The organism is Phenylobacterium sp., from assembly GCF_030697925.1.
Classification (GTDB): Bacteria; Pseudomonadota; Alphaproteobacteria; order Caulobacterales; family Caulobacteraceae; genus Phenylobacterium.
On sequence record NZ_JAUYOJ010000007.1, the window covers coordinates 34,795 to 52,776 of the forward strand.

Consider the following 17,982-nt stretch of genomic DNA (forward strand, 5'->3'; position numbering starts at 1 on the left):
TCGCAAACCTGGCGAGACGAGAACAGGTCGACATCGGGCGAACGGGATTGTGATATGACAGCGGAAGCAGAAGCAACCACCACCCAAAATCTCTCCTATTACTCGGAGATGCGTGAGGGCGGCCGCAACATTTTCGAGATATGGGAAGAACATCTTCCATACAACGACTCGGTAACGCCCAGTATCTGGAGCATTGAATACAGAGAGTGGATCAGCCACAAGGTTCGCTCGCTGTGCGGGCATGATTTCTCAAAGCGCATTCTGTCGATCGGGTGCGGGAACGCGTTTGTGGAAGCCGACCTTTGCACCGCCGGCTATTCCGTATCCGCCGTCGATGCCATGCCCGAAGCCGTGGCGATGGCGAGGCTCAAGGGCGTCGACGCCCGGATCTGTGATTTCTGGGATTGCCACACGGTCTTTCCTGACGGTTTTGACTTGGTCTATGCAGACGGGCTGTTGGGACACCTGCTGGATGCGCATTCGCTATTGGACGTGCTCAAAGCCTTCCGGCGTCTGCTAACGCCCGGGGGCCTCTTGCTGTTGTCGAACGACTCCGCCGGCAACGGGAGCATCGAGAGCCACCCCACGGTGCCGAACTTCTCCTATGTCCACCACGACCAAATGGTGGCTGCGGGTCTGGCCGCGGGCCTCTTGAACGACTGCGTGATGAGCTTTCCCTACAGCCGACCGCTCACCGGTCAGCGCTGGCGTGCCGTCGCGGTGCTCCGGGAGCCCTAGTACGCGCCGGCCGGAAGGCGAGCCTGGATCCGGTGGGTAGGATGTGCCCGGCGCACTGAGATTTCGGGTTAGGTCGCCGTCGCGCTGGAACCTGTCGACCCCGCATCGCGCGCCATTGCTTGAGAGACGCCGTCATGGATCTTCAGCTACCCTTCGACGTCAACCCCTTTGACCGGTTGGCGGACCTGGTTCGCGGCGTTCCGGTCCCGGACGGCGTAACGCCCTTGCGCATGTGCCTTGGAGAGCCTCAACTCCCTCCACCGGAACTCATCGCCACGACCCTTCAGGCGAACGAGCGGGCCTGGAACAGGTATCCGCCGACGTCCGGCGAGTTGGCGTATAGGCAAGCCTGCGTTCGCTGGCTGAACCGGCGCTATCGGCTCCCCAGCGACTACCTGGATCCAGATCGACACATCCTTTCGCTGTCTGGAACCAAGGAAGGGCTTTTCCTCATCGCGCAGGTCGCGGTCGGTCCGGAACGGCGCAGCCCTGCGCGGGTGGTGCTTATCCCCAGCCCGTACTACCTGGTCTATGACGGCGCGGCGCGGATGGCGGGCGCCGAGACTGTATACCTCAGGACGTCTGAAGCGAGCGGCCACTTGCCCGACCTCGACGGCATTGATGCGTCGATCCTCCGGCGCACGGCCTTGGCCTACCTCTGCAGCCCAAGCAACCCACAAGGCGCTGTCGCGAGCCTCGAATACCTGGAGAAGTATATTCAGCTGGCGCGGACGTTCGATTTCATTCTGGTCGTCGACGAATGCTATAGTGAAATCTACGATGAAGCGCCCCCCCCGGGCGCGTTGGAAGCCTGCGTCCGCCTCGGTGAAGGCCTGCGCAATGTGCTGATCTTCAATTCACTCTCCAAGCGCTCGAATGCCGGCGGCCTGCGCTGCGGGTTCGTCGCGGGCGACGAACGGATCATCGAAGCCTTCCGGAGGCTTCGCAGTTTCAGCGGCGGCCAGGTGCCAATTCCGATCCAGCTCGCCGGCGCGGCGTTGTGGGATGACGATGAGCACGTCGAGATCAACCGGCGGCACTACCGCTGCAACTTCGAGATCGCCGCGGCCGTGCTTGGAGACGCCTTCGAATTGCGCCGCCCGGCCGCCAGTTTCTTCCTGTGGCTCAATGTCGGCGACGGGGAAGCCGCTGCGCTGAAACTCTGGCGGAAAGCCGGGATTCGCGTGCTTCCAGGCGCATATCTCACCCCCTCCACGCCCGACGACCCTGACCCGGCGGCCAGTCATATTCGGGTGGCCCTGGTCCATGATCCCGCGACCGTCGAGATGGGCCTGCGCGCGCTGCGCCGGCTGCTTTGACGACGCGGCCGGCCGCGTCGATCGCGTGCCGAGCGGAACACTGTGGGGCGGCGCGCGGCTGGTGGCCGAACGCCAACTCCCCGCCCTCATGGCCCGGCTTCGCCGAGGTTGAAGTCTATCTCCGGAATCCCACCGTTAGATTTCGAATTGCAATCACCAGGACTGTGGAACTCCTGCTTGCGACGTGCGAGGCTCTTCCATCATTTGGGATATATTTTTTTGGAGTCGGCTCATGACCCTCTCGGGCGCTTGGCTTTTGGCGGAGCTCAAGGTGTTTGGGTTGGCCGTCATGGCGAACTGGCTGCGCTATGTCTTCGTGGCCGGCACCCTCTATCTCTTGCTCTACAAGACACCTATCGGTCGACGAGGGTCTTACCGCGACCCATCCGCCGAGATTCCGAGGGGCCAGATTTATCGGGAGATCGCACTTTCCAGTGTCAGCTGCCTGATCTTTTCCGTCTCAGCTGTCGCGATCCATGCCGTCAATCCGCTGGGTGTCACCCACATCTACGACGATGCTCACCGCTATGGCCTTCTGATCCTGCCCGTGACTCTCCTGGCGATTGTGGTGCTCTTCGACGCCTATTTCTACTTCACGCATCGGATGCTCCACGTCATCGGCGTCAAGCGCAGCACCCACTACAGACATCATATATCCGTCTACCCGACACCGTGGGCCGCCCTCGCTTTCAGTGTGCCCGAGGCCGCCATCATCGCCCTGTTCTTCTTCCTGGTTGCGACCGCCTTTCCAATCTACATCTCCGTCTATCGGGCCTTCATCTGGATCGTTTTTATCCAGAGCGCACTCCATCACAGCAGCCACAAGATCTACCCCGACGGTTGGAAAACCACGCCCATTCTCGGCTGGTGGACGACGGCGGACCATCACCATCTGCATCACAGGTTCGGGGCCTGCAATTTTGGCCTTTACTTCACGCTCTGGGACAGGGTCCTGGGGACGGAGCATCCCGACTATCTGAACGACCCCGCCCGGCGCGGTGCGGTCGCGCCCTATGATCCGGGGGTCAAGGCCAAGGCCGATGCCGGGGCCTGAGGATCGAGGCGACCATTGCGAGCGGCTCAGCTAGCGCCCGGGGGCGCACTCGGGCTATGCCGTATCCGATTCAATCTGAGGACGAGACATGTGTGGCATTATCGGGATCGTAGCGTCATCAAATGTCAGCGGGCAGTTGCTGGAGAGTCTCCAGCGCCTCGAGTACCGCGGCTATGACTCTGCCGGCATAGCGACCCTCTCCAACGGAGAGCTGGACCGTCGGCGCGCCAAGGGCAAGCTGCAGGCCCTGATTGATGTGGTCTCCACCTCGCCACTGGAAGGACAGGTCGGCATCGGACATACGAGATGGGCGACTCACGGGGCGCCCTCCGCCATCAATGCGCATCCCCACCTGTCAGGTCGTGTCGCGGTGGTGCACAACGGCATTATCGAAAACTACGTCGCCCTGAAGGCCGACCTTATGGCGTCTGGCCACGTCTTTGAGAGCGACACCGACACCGAAGTCGTCGCGCATATGATTGAGGCCGCGCTGGCCTCCGGCGCAGCCCCACTTGAGGCGCTCAAGTCGACGCTGGACAGGCTCGAGGGCGCCTATGCGCTGGCCGTCATCGTCGAGGGCGAGAACGATCTCGTGATGGGCGCCCGGCGCGGCAGCCCGCTCGTCGTCGGCTATGGCGACGGGGAGATGTTCATCGGCTCCGACGCCCTGGCGGTCGGGCCTTTCACAAATCGCATCACCTATCTCGAAGAAGGCGACTATGTCGCGATCAACCGCGAGAGCGCGCGAATCTTCGACGCTGAGGGGAACAGCGTCGAACGCGCAAAGCATACCGTCGCGTCCTCCGCGGTCCTGGTGGAGAAGGGCAACTATCGCCACTTCATGGAAAAGGAGATTCATGAACAGCCCGACAGCAGCCAGCACACCCTTGCGCGCTACATCGATCCAGTCGCGGGCTCGCCTTCGGAGCACATACTGGATTTCACGGGCATTTCGCGGCTGCAGGTCGTGGCGTGCGGCACAGCCTACTATGCCGGCCTGGTGGGCAAATACCTGATCGAGGACATCGCCGGCATCCCGGTCGACATCGAGATCGCCTCCGAGTTCCGCTACCGCAATCCGGTCATGGATCCGGGGACCTTGACCGTCGCAATCTCGCAATCCGGCGAGACGGCGGATACGCTTGCGGCCCTGCGATGGTGTAAGGAGCGGGGCCTGCGGACCGCGGCGATCGTCAACGCGCACCAGTCCACTATGGCCCGCGAAGCCGATATCGTGCTTGGCACCTATGCCGGGCCGGAAATCTGCGTCCTGTCGACCAAGGCGTTCACGGCGCAGATCGTGGTGCTGATCTCCCTGGCGATCGCCGGCGCGCGCCAGCGTGGTCGCATCGACGTCGCGACGGAACGGCGGTACGTGCGGGAGCTTCTCGAGGCGCCGCGGCTGATCGCGCAGACCCTATCGATCGAACGCCAGATCGCGAACCTGGCGCAGGACCTGATGCGGTCCTGCGACATGCTCTTCCTCGGCCGGGGCGTGATGTATCCCATGGCGATGGAAGGCGCCTTGAAGTTGAAGGAGTCCAGCTACATCCACGCCGAAGGATGCGCCGCCGGCGAGATGAAGCACGGGCCAATCTCGCTCATCGACGACGTGACGCCGGTCGTCGTTCTTGCACCTTCTGACGAGCTCTTCGATAAGACGATGTCCAACCTGCGCGAAGTGATCGCCCGAAGCGGACCAGTCACCATGATCACGGACGCAGAAGGCGCTGCTCGTGCGCCTTCCGAGGTGCGCGTCATCATCGTCCCGACGGGGCCCAAGCTCATCAACGCGTTGATCTATGCGGTGCCGCTCCAGCTGATCGCCTACCATATCGGCGTTTGCAAAGGGACGGACGTCGATCAACCCCGAAATCTAGCGAAGTCCGTCACTGTGGAATAATTGGATAGACTTCAAGCATAACTCTATAAATTACCCTAGACCCAAGGGCGAGATACGCGCTCAAATGTACGTGGGCCTTACGCCCGGGCGATAACCGGCCGCCAGCCGATTATCGCGAGTCTGCATTCTTGGATGGGAACGGGACATGGCAGTGGGTCGAAGCGGAACCAAGGCTGAGCTCAATGCTCTGTACACTGTGATCCTGATCGATTCGATTAGCTATGCGCTCATCGTCCCGTTCCTGCCGTTCCTACTCATGGACATCGGCGCAGGCGCCGCGCTAGGCGGCGCCGTCGTCACGGTTCATGCGCTGACATCGGTGTTGTCGGCGCCGATCATGGGGCGGCTGTCGGACAGGTTCGGCCGCAAGCCCCTGCTGATCATCACGCTTGTAGGGACCCTCATCTCGTACCTGCTGTTCGCCGTGTCGTCGAACCTGGCGATGTTGATTTTCGCGCGCGCCTTGGCCGGCGCCATGGCGGGGAACCTGGGCGTGGTCCATGCCGCGTTGGCGGATGCGACCTCCGAGGAGGAGCGCGGCAAGGCGATGAGTTTCGCCACGGCCGTTTGGGCCTTGGGGTTTGTCGTCGGACCGGGACTTGGGGCCCTGCTGACCCTGACCAGCCTGAACCACCAGGCAATCGCACCGGGCGTTCTGGCCGCCGTTGCGACGAGCGTTTCCATTCTGCTGGTATCGCGGTTCGTCATCGAGCCGACGTCACGGGGCTCGGAGCCTGCGCCCACCGACTCCCTTCCCGCCGCAGGGGTCCAGGGCCAACACGTCCTACTGCTTACCCTGCTGGTTCTATTGGCCCTTTGCCAAAGCGGACTCGTCGCGATGACCGGGTTTTGGTCCCATGAAACCATGGGATGGTCGGCGCGGGGGGTCAGCCTCTTCATGCTTTGGGTGGCCGCGACCATCGTGCCTTTCCAGGCTGTGGTCATGCCGCGTCTGTTTGATCGCTTCACCAGTCCAGCGATCCTGAGCGCCGGACTCACGGCTTGTGCCGCGGCGAGCCTCACCTTGTATTTTGTGAGTGGAAACCTGGTCGCCGTCTGCATTGGCGCGGCCGTGCTCTTCTGCGGCATCACCGGCAATCAGGCCGTTGTGGACACGATGCTGTCGCGATCCGCGACGTCGGGCGGTCAGGGCAGGGTGATGGGGCTGGCCATGGGAGCCGGCGCTCTGGGCCGGGTCATCGGCCCGACCTCGTTCGGCTGGATCTTCGCATCCCAGGGGGCCCAGAGCCCATACCTCACGGCCAGCGTGATCGCTCTGCTAGGCCTCGGACTGCTCCTGGCGAGCCCGACCTTGCGGCGGCCTGGCGCAGGCGGGCCGCCCGACACCGTGGAAGCTTCGCTGAGCGCGGACTGACCTGTCGCCCCTCGGGCGATGGGGCTACATCTCTTCGAACCTGGCGGCCAGAAAGCCTAGGTCATCCCCCGTCGCGGCCGCCGCGACCGACCAGTTCTGCATCGCCCGGATCACTTGGCGTTGCCCGGATGGGCCCATCGTGTCGGGAATCTCGCCGGGCAGGTCTTCGAGGACGCGTCGGCCAAAGGCCAGAACGGCCTCATGCAAGACGTCAAATGACACCTGACGCTGGTCGAACCCCATCGCCTCACGCACCGCCGCGCCGCTCAATCCGAACGCCACATAGCCGTGTTCGAGCGCATAGGCCAATCGGTGCGCGGGGCCCACCTCAGACGCCGTGCCGGTGAGCAGGGCGTCAACTTCCTGCAGCTTCTCCGCGATTTCGTAGCGAAGTGCGACAAGATACTGGTCGCGCCCTTCGACGCCCTCCACGTCTTCCAGGATGCTTCGAAAGTGCGAGAGCGCCAGCCAGTAGGCCTCGATCGCGGTGGCGTAGTTCGCCGAATAGATGACCCGGCTCGCCAAGAGCTTCGACGCGGCGCCCTGAACCTTGGGCTCGTCCTTATCCACTATCGTCACGACTAAGCCCTTACAGTTTGAGCAAGAAGACTGCGCTGCAACAGGACCAGGGCGCTGAGGCCCTCGGCGGGTTCAAGCTCGGTGAGATGGCGATCCGACAGGCCTCTCAAGCGCTCTAGGACCGGATCGGGAACGATCGCCACTCCACGAACGCCATGCAGGCTGGTCGACCCAGCCAAGTAGCGATGCGCCTGGACACCTTCGGCCAGGTCGAGGGTGGATTCGCCCAGTGGCGCGTCGAGCACGCGATGCAAACGATCTCGGGTCTCGGCGAGCGCACCGAGCAAGCGGTCGGCCCCGCCGTCCGTCACCTCCATCAACTGTAGTCGGGCACGCTCGATCTGGGAGGCGATATCTCGGGCTCCGGAGGTGACGACCTCCCCGGAGAATCGCCGCCAGCGCTCGAAGGTCCACTTGTTGTTGGACTGGATTCTTCCGGAGGCCGCCATCAAGGCGTCCATCGCCGCGCTCAGGGCGTTCGCGACATAGCCGTGCAGGGCGTGACCCTGTCCAGCCAATCGGGCGACCGCGGCATAGGCGGCCTGTTCGCGCAAGGTCTCGAGAAAGGTTGGTGTCGCGGTCGCCGCCAGAAGGGGCAACCGACCCAGATGCGGCGCGCCACGGGTGAAGGAATAGCCGTTGACGATGCGTTCGAGGTCAGCCCATCGGATGGGCGACTGAGGCAGGACCAGCGAGGCCGGCGCACCGGGGACAACCGCTCTTGAAAGCCCCTCGAACGCGGCGTCCAGCTGCGCGCGAGGGATGACCTTCACCCCCACGCGCCGCCCGCCATGGAAGAGCATGTGGGACATGGGCGAGCCGAGCGTTCCTTCGTCTTCTCGCACCAGGATAAGGTCGATGTCGCTCAGGCTCCCCGCCAGGCCACGGACGACCGTGCTGACATAGAAGGTCGCGTATTCGCCCTCGAAAGGCCGAAGAGCGAAGCGCTCAAGCTCACCGCGGTCGAGCTTGGCCTTGCGGAAAAAGTCTTCCGTGCAGAGACGTCCCGCGACCTCCGCCCCGGCGACGTAGTGGTCGATTTCATCTTGGAGGATCAAGCCAGCACCTCATGTATCCGGGCCAAGGTTGTGGGGACGGCCGCGCCCGGGGACCGGGCGAGCAGGCCGTGGGACGGAAGGTTTCCGCCCGCCCCCCGGCGGCCGGCCGGCCAGATCGGCCACCAGACCCAATGCGCTCTCCAGCACCTCCAGGGGAATGCCGCCAAGGGCGATCCGCACCGCCTTCGGGGGCGCTGTCGCCGCAAAATGGAACCCGTCAGCCGGCGCCACAAGGACGCCCTCGGCGGCCGCGGCGGCGGCGAAGGCGGCGGCGGAGGGCCAAGCGGGAACCGAAAGCCAGAGGTGATAGGCCCCAGCGTGACCCTCGACCTCCCGCCCCGCCAAACTCCGCCTCGCCTGCGCGTTCCGCAGGGCGGCGTCGCTCCGTTTGCCCTGGACGATCTGGGTCAAGACCCCAGTCGCCATCAGGGTTCTGGCTGAGGTGACCGCGAGACCGGCGGGCTCCCAGCGTCGGGCGTCCAGCACCTCATGAATCCGGCGCCCGAGGTCTTCGTCGGGCGCGACGGCGAACCCAAGGTTCAGGCCAGGCGACAGGCGCTTCGAGAGACTATCGATCAGCACCGTCGATTTCGGTGCGAAGGCGGCCAAAGGCGGAGGCGCGTCCGGGCAGAGGAATTCGAAGACTGTGTCCTCGATGGCCAGGATCCCGCACCGCGAGACCGCCTCGGCCACCTGGCGGCGCCGAGCCGCCGACATGGTCATGCCCAGGGGATTGTGCAGCGTGGGCTGCAGGTAGACCGCAGCGAGCGGCTCCTGGACATGAGCCTCGAGAACCGCGTCGGGACGAATCCCGCCGTCGTCCATCGCCAATGGCCGGCATCTGATGCCGAGCTCGGCCGCGATGACACGAACGGTCGGGTAGGACAGCACTTCGACGCCGAGGATTCCCCCCCGAGGGACGGTCGCCTCAAGCGCTGCGGCTAGGGCGTGCTTCGCCCCCGGCGCCAGCACGAGCATCTCCGGAGCCGGCCGCCAGCCAGACCTGGCTAGCCCCTCGCTCAGGATCGAGCGCGTAGTGGTGTCGACCTCCAGCGCCCCGCCCAGCGCGGTCCGTCGGACGCTGTTCTCATCCGCGAACGCGGCCGCGAGGGCGCAACGGACGACGCCATGCTGCGCCTCTAGGATCGGCAGATTGACGCTGAGGTCGATCACCGATGTCAACGCGACGCGGGCGCGGTCTGGGGACGTCGGGCGGCCCCAAAGGAGCCGAGGAACTCGCGCGAAGGCCGTCCAGGACGCCCATAGACCTTAGCCCGGTATTCCAGCTCCAGTTCGGCGTAGTGGGTCTGATCGCCGACCAGAGCGTGGTTTCGTTCGAGACGTTCCAGTCCGGCCGCGCCCGACGGCGCACCTGGAATCTCGGCGAGGCGAGGAGACGAGCGGCCATAGATTCTGTCGACAAGATCCAGCGAACTCTCGACGAAGGCGCGCTTGCCCGCTTCCGTCGACGCACCCTCCAGATAGAAATGGCTCATGAAGTCCGCCCTCAGGTCGCTATCCTCGGGCGGCAGCCGTTCGAGATAGGTCAGCAACCATTTTCGCCGCAGGTTGGTGACACCCTGGAGGGCGATATAGGCCGCCATCTGGGTGAGCAGGTTCTCGCGCGCGAGATCCACGGCCCGATCGAGTTCGCCTGCGCTCCAGGCGCCCATGAGATCCAGTAGGACCGAAAAGTCCGAGGCGTTCCAGCGATAGGCAAGGTAGGCGTAATGGGCCTTCGGAACCCGGGCCAGCAGATTGTTCAGCCGATCACCGTTCTGCAGCGACACCTGGTTGAAGAACCTGTGCATCAGGTTCTCTTCTCGCTCGCTGAGATATTTGGTCAGCAGGATCGGATGGCTGATCGCATACTGAAAGATTTCTGAGACTCGATCCAAAAGCGAATTGACGTCTTCGAAAGTGATGTACTCGACGTCCACCTTAATCCCCGTCCCGGGAACGACCGTGTGAATGATATAGATCAACTCGTCATCTAAGGCCGAATGGATGATCGATCGGCTCTTGCCGATGACGCGGTGATGTTCGCCGGGGAGGATCTCCGAGGGACGCCGAAGTCTATCCGTCACGACATAGGCGTCGATATCGGAGTATTGATTGCCGATCCCCTCCACCAAGGTGCCCGCCGCAAGGACAATGTCATCCGGCTTGGCGTAGCATTGAGACAGGATGTACGCGTGCGGCACATGCACCTGGCCGTCTAGCAGGACCAGTTGAGCCCGCTGCTCGCCGTTTGAGACCCCTCCCAGTCGGTCCTGGGTTTGACTGTCGTTCACGCAAAGACTCCCGACAGGTCCGCCGTCCCGGGGCTCGTGGCCTCGGCCCTCGCCCTGCAGGCCACGCCAAAGCGCTCTAGCAGCGCGCGGTTCATCGGCTGGTCCTCGACGTGCCACTCCGGATGCCACTGCACCGCTAATGCGAAGCTCTTCGCCGACGCGACCCTTATGGCCTCGACACTGCCATCGGAGCTCCGCGCTTCGACGATCAGGTCACGCCCAAGGCGATCGATGGCCTGCTGGTGCAGCGAATTGACCGGAACGCGTCGAGGATCGACCCCCGCTTCGAGGGCGATCGCTTCCAGCCAACCGTTCGGCGTGCACTCGACGTCATGGGCGGGCTTATACTTGTCGCCCTGGGTCGCGACCCCCTTTGGCGCCCTGTGATCAAGCTTGCCGGGCAAGGTGTGGACCGCCTGGTGCAGGGTGCCACCGGCAACGCAGTTGAGCTCCTGGGCCCCGCGACAGATGCCGAGGAGAGGCACGCCAAGGGTGATCGCCAGGCCGATCATCGGAAGCGTCGTGGCGTCTCGGGCGGGATCGTGGTGCGTGCCCGGCGCGCTGGGCGTCCCGTCGTAGAGGCTCGGCTGCACCATGGAAGGGCTGCCGGTCAGCACTAGGCCGTCAAGCCGGGCCAGCAAGGCGCGCATGTTCTCCGGCTGACCGCAACTGCCGTCTCCAAGCGCCGGGACCAGCACGGGGTTGACCCCCGCATATACAACCAGCGCCCGCACATAGGGATCGAACACCGAGTGGTGCACCTCGGCGTCCCAAGGGCTCAGGACCGAACACGACACGCCGACGATCGGCATTGAAGACAAGGCGCTCTTCGACATTTCAATCACCAAGTTCAGCGTAGATGTGGCCAAGTCGCGTCGATATTTAGCTTTCCAACCCCGAGAAACTAAGTGTATCGCGACGTTGTGGAAATTCCAATCAGGCCGCGTGAAATGCAAGACTAAAAATAGATTTCTCGCGACGCTTGCGCTTGGCCAGGATTGTCGACAAGTTCCTCAGGCGGAATGTTTAGCGCGCACCGACCGCGGGTTGGTTGGCTCGACGCAAGTGTAGCGGTCGAGGAGTTGGGGGCCACGATGACCTTGGACGGCGAATTCAACGGCGTGGAACGCAGCCTTATGCTGTTGAAGCCCGATGGCGCTCGCTCGGCGGCCGTCCGGAAGGACCTGCTCGACGGACTGGCCTCGAAGGGGCTCCAGATCCAGGCCGAACGCATCGTCCACCTCAGCGAAGACGAGATTGTCCAGCTGTGGCCGATGTTCAGGTCACCCGCCCACGCGATCATGCGCGAGTTCTATTTCCGCTACATGCGGGAGGGCGTGTGCGTCGCCTTTCTGGTCAGTGGCGCGCGCGCCGTCGAGGACTGTTGCGAGGTGAAACACAGTCTGCGCGCGAAATACGAGGCGTGCGCCTTTGAAAACGCCCTGCATTGTCCGTCAGACGCCTACGAGCGCGACATCAATCTGGAGACACTGTTCTCGATCCAGGTGCCGCAGAGCGCCTTGAACTCCCCGCCAGAGGACAATCGGGTCGGTTTTCACGGAAAGGCGGCGGGCGCCGGTCCATCCGATTTCCGGGCCATGGTTGCGCGGATATGGGCGGACAAGGAGCGCGGTGGATGGCCGGCCACGTTCGTGGCGAAGGCCGCCGGCCGATACGACGTGGTTGTGCTGCCCGGCGACCCGAACCCCATCGACTACGGCATCTGCGTCCTTCACGACCATCTGGATTTGCCGCTTGAGACCGCCATGCGTCTCTACATCGAGTCCGAAGTGCGGCGCGGCGCCGCTGTAAGAAGCGGCGAGCATGATGAGATCGCCGACCTAGCGGCCATGTTGAAGGACAAGGGCCTGCGGGTCGTTGTGCGCGAGCGAGCCGCGCTTTCCGAGTCATGACCCAACTTGGCCATTCACCATCCCCGCCCGTCATCGGCGATGACGGCGGAGGCCAGACGCCCGGCGATGAGCGGGCTCCGCAAGGCCTTGGCCCGCTGGCCAGGTCACACCCTAGACAGGCCGCCCAGGCCCGCGCTCCACAGGGCCGGAATGACCGGGTGCACGACTTGATCTTCGTGGGCGGAGGATTCCGGACCACGACCTTTCTGGCCTCCCGACCAGAGCTGCTCGCCCGCGACACCGTGGTGATCGAGCGCGCCTCGCGGTGGGGCGCGGGGGCGTTCGACGATCTCGATGCGGTGTCCAGCTCCAACGGGTCCGGGTTCTTCCGGCACATCGATCACGACGGCGCGTTCGCCTGGGCGCTTGATGATCCGGTCATCGGCCCGGTCGCCCGCGCCGATCAACCGGTCGGGCTGAAGGACGTGAGTTGCGCCCTTTCGCGGCTCGCCGAAGCCGTCGGCGACGCCCTAGGCGCACCCGGCGTGCGATTGGGCCGCCAGGTCACGCGCATTGACGTGGATTCTGCCTCCGGGGCGCCCGTCACGGTGACCCTGGACAATGGCGAGACCCTGCACGCGTTGATATGCGTCCTAGGGACCGGCCGCCATGAGGTCCTGCACTCGGATCTTGCGCCCTGGAGTCGAAAGGTTTGGCCCTCGGCGGACATTCTTTCGATCACCCGCCGGGCGGAACTTGAGGGCCTCCTGCAAGAGCACGCCGGCGGACGCATTGTCATCGCGGGCAATTCTCACAGCGCCTTCTCGGCGCTTCGAGTCCTGCTTGATCTCTGCTCGGCCCATCGATCGCGGACACCGCCCTACCGCCCCCCGAGCATCGACATCGTGCATCGGCGGCGCGCGCGACTAGCCTATCCCGACCTGGCCCAGGCGCGGCAAGAGCAGGTTCCGGCCCGGGAAGAGCTTGCGCGCGAGGCGCAGGACGTCTGCCCGAAGACCGGCATCGTGTTTCGCGATTCAGGATTGAGGCACCAGTCGCGCAGCCTCTTCCTGGACGTTTGGTCCGGCAGACTCCCAACCGTGCGCTTGCATCAGGCGTCCGGCCTCGTGGACTGCGCGGGACTGTTCGAGGCCGCGGATCTTGTGGTGCAGGCCCTCGGCTACGAAGGCCAGATCCCCGAGATCAGGGTGGATGAGAACCTGGCGCATGGCCCGGGTCAGAATCGTCCCCTGGAGCCCGGTGCGGATGGGTTCCTTCACCTTGGCCGCGTACGCCTCAGTCCCCTGGCGGCCATTCGTGTGGAGCCCACGCCGCCCCACCTTCGCGATCACCATCAGTACGCCGTCGACCTTTATGAGCGGCTCGGCGCTGCCCTCACCCAGCGCCTGAGCGAGTCAGCAATGATTTGGGACCGCCGAGCTGTAATTGAAAAAACTAAATAACATATTGCATGGGGAGAAGACTTTCATGCTACCGACCAATTATACGAAGAATACAGCACCGGTACATGCTCACCTTGTTAGCGGGCAAGGCGCGCGCGTGTCTGATGTCGGCGGCAATGAATACATAGACTTCTGTTCTCAAACGCTGAACATAAATCTCGGTCAGTGTCATCCAGTGATCCAAGCGGCCGTGTCGGAACAGCTTGGAAAGCTGACCTACGCCTCCTCGCGCTTCTCAAGTGATATCGCCGATCGCCTGCACGCAAAGCTTGTCGCCATCACGCCGTCGCCCCTGGCGCGGGTCAACCTCTCGAGCGTGACGGGCAGCCTGGCCAACGAGTGCGCGATCAAGGCCGTGCGAAAGAAGACCGGCAAGAGCACCACCATCTCGCGAATGCACAGCCATCTGGGCCAATCCGCTGAGTCCATGAGGATCAGCGGCAAGCATTGGGAGAACACCTACCTCGGCGAGAGGAATACGAAGTACTTGCCCGCACCGTACTGCTTCCGATGCCCGTTTGGCCAGACGGCTAATAGCTGCAATTCGGAGTGCCTGGATGGCCTTGAAGGCATCCTCCGCGACAGCGGCGACGACATCAACTGCATCATCATGGAGCCAGTGATGATGGATGCCGGCGTCCTAGCGCCGCCGAAGGCCTACCATGAGCGGGTACGCCAGTTCTGCGATGAGCACCACATCCCGCTCATCTGGGACGAGATTCAAACCGCCTTCGGCTGGCTAGGCACCACCTTCGCGATGGATGTCTATGGGGTTGTGCCGGACATCTTGAGCCTGGGAAAGGGCCTCGGGGCGGGCCTGCCGATCGCGGCGACCATCATGACCGAGGAATATGACGTCCTCGCCTATGGCGAGCACGAATTTACGTCGGGCGCGAATGTGTTGTCCTGCGCCGCCTCTCTGGCGATGATCGATTACCTTGAGACGTCGGACATCCTTCCGGCTGTCGTCCGCAAGGGAGCCTGGTTGCGCGGCGCCCTGGAAAAGCTGAGCGAGAAGCATCCCTGCATCGGTGACGTCCGCGGGATTGGACTGATGTTGGGCATCGAGATCGTCGACCCGAAGACCGGCGCGCCAGACGGCGAGAAGGCGCTAGGCATCTTCCGTGAGATGCTGTCGCATGGCGTTATTCTGCGCATCAGCAAGGTCGGCGAGCACAGCAATGTCCTGCAGCTAAAGCCGCCGCTCGTCATCACCGAGGACGACTTGGTCGAGGTTGTCGACAAGCTGGACCTGGTCCTTTCCAACTGAACCATGGTGATCCGCGAAATGCTGCAAAGCGCGGCGCACGACGTCTTTGCGGACCTCGGCCGCGAAATCCTGACCAAGCGCCCATTGGGTCGACCGCTGATCGTCTTTATCAGCGGCGTCGATGCGAGCGGCAAGACAAGGTTTGCGGAGCGGCTCGCCGGCCGCCTCGGCGAATTGGGAGAGCGCGTGGAGGTCATTCATGTCGACGACTTTCACCGTCCGCGGTCGGAGCGATATCAACGGGAGCAGGCCGCGCCCGCGGATGCGTATTATTGCGACAGCTTCGATATCCAGCATTTGAAGACCGAAATCCTCGAGCCAATCCGCCGCGAAGGCGCGTTAGTGGCAAGCCACCTGCATCTCGATCTGGTGACCGACGAGATGTCGGTCCGCCGCGACTACAACATTTCGCCGGAGAGTATTGTCGTACTCGAGGGCGTGTTCCTGATGCGCCCCGAACTGGACGGGTTGTGGGACGTCTTCATCCATATTGACGTGCCCCTGAAAACAGCGCTCGACCGCGCAATCGTCCGCGACGGCGATCGCCTGGGCAAAGTGACCGTCGAGCGATATGCGACCAAGTACTTCGCCGCCCAAGCCCGCTATCTGGCTGTCAGTCGCGCCACGGCGCGCGCGGATATCCGAGTCGACAACAGCGATTATGCGGCGCCCCGCATCGCACGGTCCCGACGACCGGAAGGGCCGGACGAGCCGCCGCTCTGGGGCGCGGAGACACGGCTTTTCAAGGGGGACGGGCCGCCCCGGGAATTCGACGCCGTCTGCTTCGATCTCTGGAACACCCTGGTGCCGTTTCCCGACACGCTGAAGCGGGAAGCTTTCGCGAAGACCGTCGAACTCATAGGTCTGCCGGAGGCGCGCCTGGCTCCGGTCTGGGCTGAACATCGCCAAAGCCGTGAGACGGGCGACCTGGGACGCCATTTGCGCAGCCTGCTCACGGACCTGCAGGTGCGCAATGCGGAAGAGGTCTCCGCCGAGGTGATGCGCCATCGATCGGAGATTCACGGAAGGGCCTATCGGGTGCTGGACAGCGACGCCGAAATCACGCTCCGCATTCTGCGTGGCGCGGGCTTTCGTCTGGCGGTCGTATCAAACTGCACATCCGATGTCCCTGAAATGCTCGCGGGCAGTGCGCTAGGAGGACTTTTCGACGCGCGGCTGTTTTCCAGTTCAGTCGGGCTCCTCAAGCCCGACCCGAGAATATTCCGGCTGGCGGCGGAGCGCCTTGGCGTCACCCCGGAGCGTTGCCTCTACGTCGGCGATGGCGACGATAGCGAACTCGAGGGCGCCGCCAGTATCGGCATGACCTGCGTGATGCTGGACACCGGTCGCCCGCGCACATGGAAGGGCCCGAAGGTCTCGCGGCTCTCGGATATCCTCGGCCCCATCCTCCCTGGGTTTGAACGTGGATCGGCGTCCTCCCGGGTGGGCCCGTCGCCTGACGGCGCACAGACCGTCGCGCAATTCTGAAGAGTGTGTCCATGTCCCGCGAGGCAAGTCCGATTCATCTCATCCTGCCCATGCAGCCGACCCCGGACGGACGGCTTCACATCGGGCACGCCGCGGGCCCCTATCTACGCGCGGACGCGCTCGCGCGACGCCTGAGGCGCGATGGCGAGATCGCCGTCGTCGCCACAGGTCCCGACGCCTACGAGAACTGGGTGCTTATGGAGGCGCGCCACGCCGGCGAAGACCCGCATGAAACCTGCAGGCGCATGACGGCGGGCATCCGGCAAGATCTGACCCATCTCGGCGTCGAGCCCGACATCTGGATCGATCCGATGTCGGATGGTGATCGCGCCGACTATATCGCCCTGCATGAGCAATTTCTCCGCGAGTTGTCGGATCGAGGCCGAGCCACGCTTTCCCCGGAGCACGTACCGGCCTCGCAGGGCACCGGTGAGTATCTGACCGGACCGTGGATCTCGGGCCTGTGTCCCGAGTGCGACAAGCCGGTGGCGGGAAACTCGTGCGTGGCCTGTGGCGGAAGCTTCCAGCCGAGCGAGGTGGTCGAGCCCCGCTCCCGCTTCGACGGAAGCGGCATCGATTGGGTCGCGAAGGATAGCTGGTTTGCCGAAGCGCCCTCGAAGGAGGCCGTGCTGGCGGTTCTGAGATCGGCCGGCGTCGCCGAAGCATTCATCGACATCGCCGCGCGGCACATGAGCCGCGCGGGCCTTCGCGCACGACTGTCTCAACCGAGCTCCTGGGGCATGAGGAGCCGGATGGTCGATCCCGACTGTGTCCTGAGCAATTCCTACTATCTCTATTGCCTGTTCTGCGGTGCGCGCGCAGCCGCCCGTCTCGGTGAGCCGGCGAATCTCCTCGCGCGATCGTCGCGCGCGACGGTCGTCGCGCTGTTCGGCAAGGATAATGCGGGCGCAGGCCTGGTGGTCGCCTCAACGCTCGCGCTGAACAGCGACGCGTTCCGGGGGTTCGACGCCATTGCCGTCAACCACCTGCTCCATTTCGATGGCAGCAAGTGCTCCAAGAGCCGCAAGCACGGGATCCTGGTCAGCCAGCTGGTGGAAGAGACCTCGGTTTCCAGCGACGAGCTGAGGTTCGCGCTTGCACAGGCGCCGTTGGAGCATGAGCCCCATGACCTTCAAACGAACGAGATCATTTCGACCATCAATGATTTGAGGCGTTGGCGCGTCGAGCGTCTGGCGCCGCTTCTCGCCGGAGCGGGCGACACGCCGGATCGGGCGGTCTGCGCGCAAGCGAGGGACGTGATCGCCGCACAGGCCTCGGTCCTCGAACCGCGGCGGTTGCACCTGGCGGAGGCGACCAGCCTCCTGAAGTCCTGGATGACCGACACCAGGTTTGAGGACTCGCCCGGCGCGCGGCGCGCATGGCTCCAAGCCTTCGCCTTGTTGGCCGAGCCCGTGGCGCCGCAGCTCGCAGGGGCGGTGTGGCGCAGCCTCGGCCTTACGGGCCGTCCCACCACCAGCGCCCTGTCGGATCCTGGCGAGGTTACGAAACTTGAGGCTGACGCGCCTCTCCCATTGCACCCCTCCGAGCTTGAACCCGTCGCTCGCCGCGCTGCGGTCTAACCCCGAAA

General features: G+C 64.0%; 15 protein-coding genes. 10 read left to right on the forward strand and 5 right to left on the reverse strand.

Annotated features, from left to right (window positions below; all coding sequences use genetic code 11):
• Positions 1 to 54 precede the first annotated feature (54 nt).
• The 5 genes from Q8Q88_RS01150 (at position 55) to Q8Q88_RS01170 (ending at position 6,389) form a co-directional block, all read left to right on the forward strand.
• Positions 55 to 738: a bifunctional 2-polyprenyl-6-hydroxyphenol methylase/3-demethylubiquinol 3-O-methyltransferase UbiG gene (locus Q8Q88_RS01150; RefSeq protein ID WP_305673363.1), complete on the forward strand. Its 684-nt coding sequence runs from the start codon at positions 55 to 57 to the stop codon at positions 736 to 738.
• 134 nt (positions 739 to 872) lie between these two features.
• A complete protein-coding gene (locus Q8Q88_RS01155) occupies positions 873 to 2,057 on the forward strand; it encodes an aminotransferase class I/II-fold pyridoxal phosphate-dependent enzyme (RefSeq protein ID WP_305673364.1) in 1,185 nt (394 codons plus the stop codon).
• 232 nt (positions 2,058 to 2,289) lie between these two features.
• Positions 2,290 to 3,111, forward strand: coding sequence for a sterol desaturase family protein (locus Q8Q88_RS01160; RefSeq protein WP_305673365.1), 822 nt, complete (start codon positions 2,290 to 2,292; stop codon positions 3,109 to 3,111).
• 88 nt (positions 3,112 to 3,199) lie between these two features.
• The gene (gene glmS, locus Q8Q88_RS01165; RefSeq protein WP_305673366.1) at positions 3,200 to 5,014 is read left to right on the forward strand and encodes a glutamine--fructose-6-phosphate transaminase (isomerizing); all 1,815 of its coding nucleotides are present in this window, start codon (positions 3,200 to 3,202) and stop codon (positions 5,012 to 5,014) included.
• Between the two features lie 145 nt (positions 5,015 to 5,159).
• A complete protein-coding gene (locus Q8Q88_RS01170; RefSeq protein WP_305673367.1) occupies positions 5,160 to 6,389 on the forward strand; it encodes an MFS transporter in 1,230 nt (409 codons plus the stop codon).
• Between the two features lie 24 nt (positions 6,390 to 6,413).
• On the opposite strand, the gene Q8Q88_RS01175 is transcribed toward Q8Q88_RS01170, so the two are convergent.
• The 5 genes from Q8Q88_RS01175 to Q8Q88_RS01195 are packed head-to-tail and all read right to left on the reverse strand — an operon-like array spanning position 6,414 to position 11,132.
• On the reverse strand, positions 6,414 to 6,959 hold the full coding sequence (locus Q8Q88_RS01175; protein WP_305673368.1) for a DUF6031 family protein: 546 nt from the start codon (positions 6,957 to 6,959) through the stop codon (positions 6,414 to 6,416).
• Positions 6,960 to 6,970: 11 nt separating this feature from the next.
• A complete protein-coding gene (locus Q8Q88_RS01180) occupies positions 6,971 to 8,026 on the reverse strand; it encodes a DUF6001 family protein (RefSeq protein ID WP_305673369.1) in 1,056 nt (351 codons plus the stop codon).
• A gap of 9 nt (positions 8,027 to 8,035) precedes the next feature.
• On the reverse strand, positions 8,036 to 9,199 hold the full coding sequence (locus tag Q8Q88_RS01185; RefSeq protein ID WP_305673370.1) for an aminotransferase class I/II-fold pyridoxal phosphate-dependent enzyme: 1,164 nt from the start codon (positions 9,197 to 9,199) through the stop codon (positions 8,036 to 8,038).
• 5 nt (positions 9,200 to 9,204) lie between these two features.
• Positions 9,205 to 10,320, reverse strand: coding sequence for a hypothetical protein (locus tag Q8Q88_RS01190; RefSeq protein WP_305673371.1), 1,116 nt, complete (start codon positions 10,318 to 10,320; stop codon positions 9,205 to 9,207).
• Positions 10,317 to 11,132, reverse strand: coding sequence for a gamma-glutamyl-gamma-aminobutyrate hydrolase family protein (locus Q8Q88_RS01195; RefSeq protein ID WP_305673372.1), 816 nt, complete (start codon positions 11,130 to 11,132; stop codon positions 10,317 to 10,319). Before Q8Q88_RS01195 ends, Q8Q88_RS01190 begins: the two co-directional genes overlap by 4 nt.
• A gap of 282 nt (positions 11,133 to 11,414) precedes the next feature.
• Between Q8Q88_RS01195 and Q8Q88_RS01200 the strand changes: the two genes are divergently transcribed.
• From Q8Q88_RS01200 to Q8Q88_RS01220, 5 genes are all read left to right on the forward strand, one after another.
• Positions 11,415 to 12,233, forward strand: a complete 819-nt coding sequence (locus tag Q8Q88_RS01200) for a nucleoside-diphosphate kinase (protein WP_305673373.1) — start codon at positions 11,415 to 11,417, stop codon at positions 12,231 to 12,233.
• A 158-nt stretch (positions 12,234 to 12,391) separates the two neighbouring features.
• Positions 12,392 to 13,636, forward strand: coding sequence for a hypothetical protein (locus Q8Q88_RS01205; RefSeq protein ID WP_305673374.1), 1,245 nt, complete (start codon positions 12,392 to 12,394; stop codon positions 13,634 to 13,636).
• Positions 13,637 to 13,661: 25 nt separating this feature from the next.
• A complete protein-coding gene (locus Q8Q88_RS01210; RefSeq protein ID WP_305673375.1) occupies positions 13,662 to 14,906 on the forward strand; it encodes an aspartate aminotransferase family protein in 1,245 nt (414 codons plus the stop codon).
• A 3-nt stretch (positions 14,907 to 14,909) separates the two neighbouring features.
• On the forward strand, positions 14,910 to 16,394 hold the full coding sequence (locus Q8Q88_RS01215) for an HAD-IA family hydrolase (RefSeq protein ID WP_305673376.1): 1,485 nt from the start codon (positions 14,910 to 14,912) through the stop codon (positions 16,392 to 16,394).
• An 11-nt stretch (positions 16,395 to 16,405) separates the two neighbouring features.
• Positions 16,406 to 17,974: a class I tRNA ligase family protein gene (locus tag Q8Q88_RS01220; protein ID WP_305673377.1), complete on the forward strand. Its 1,569-nt coding sequence runs from the start codon at positions 16,406 to 16,408 to the stop codon at positions 17,972 to 17,974.
• Positions 17,975 to 17,982: the final 8 nt, after the last annotated feature.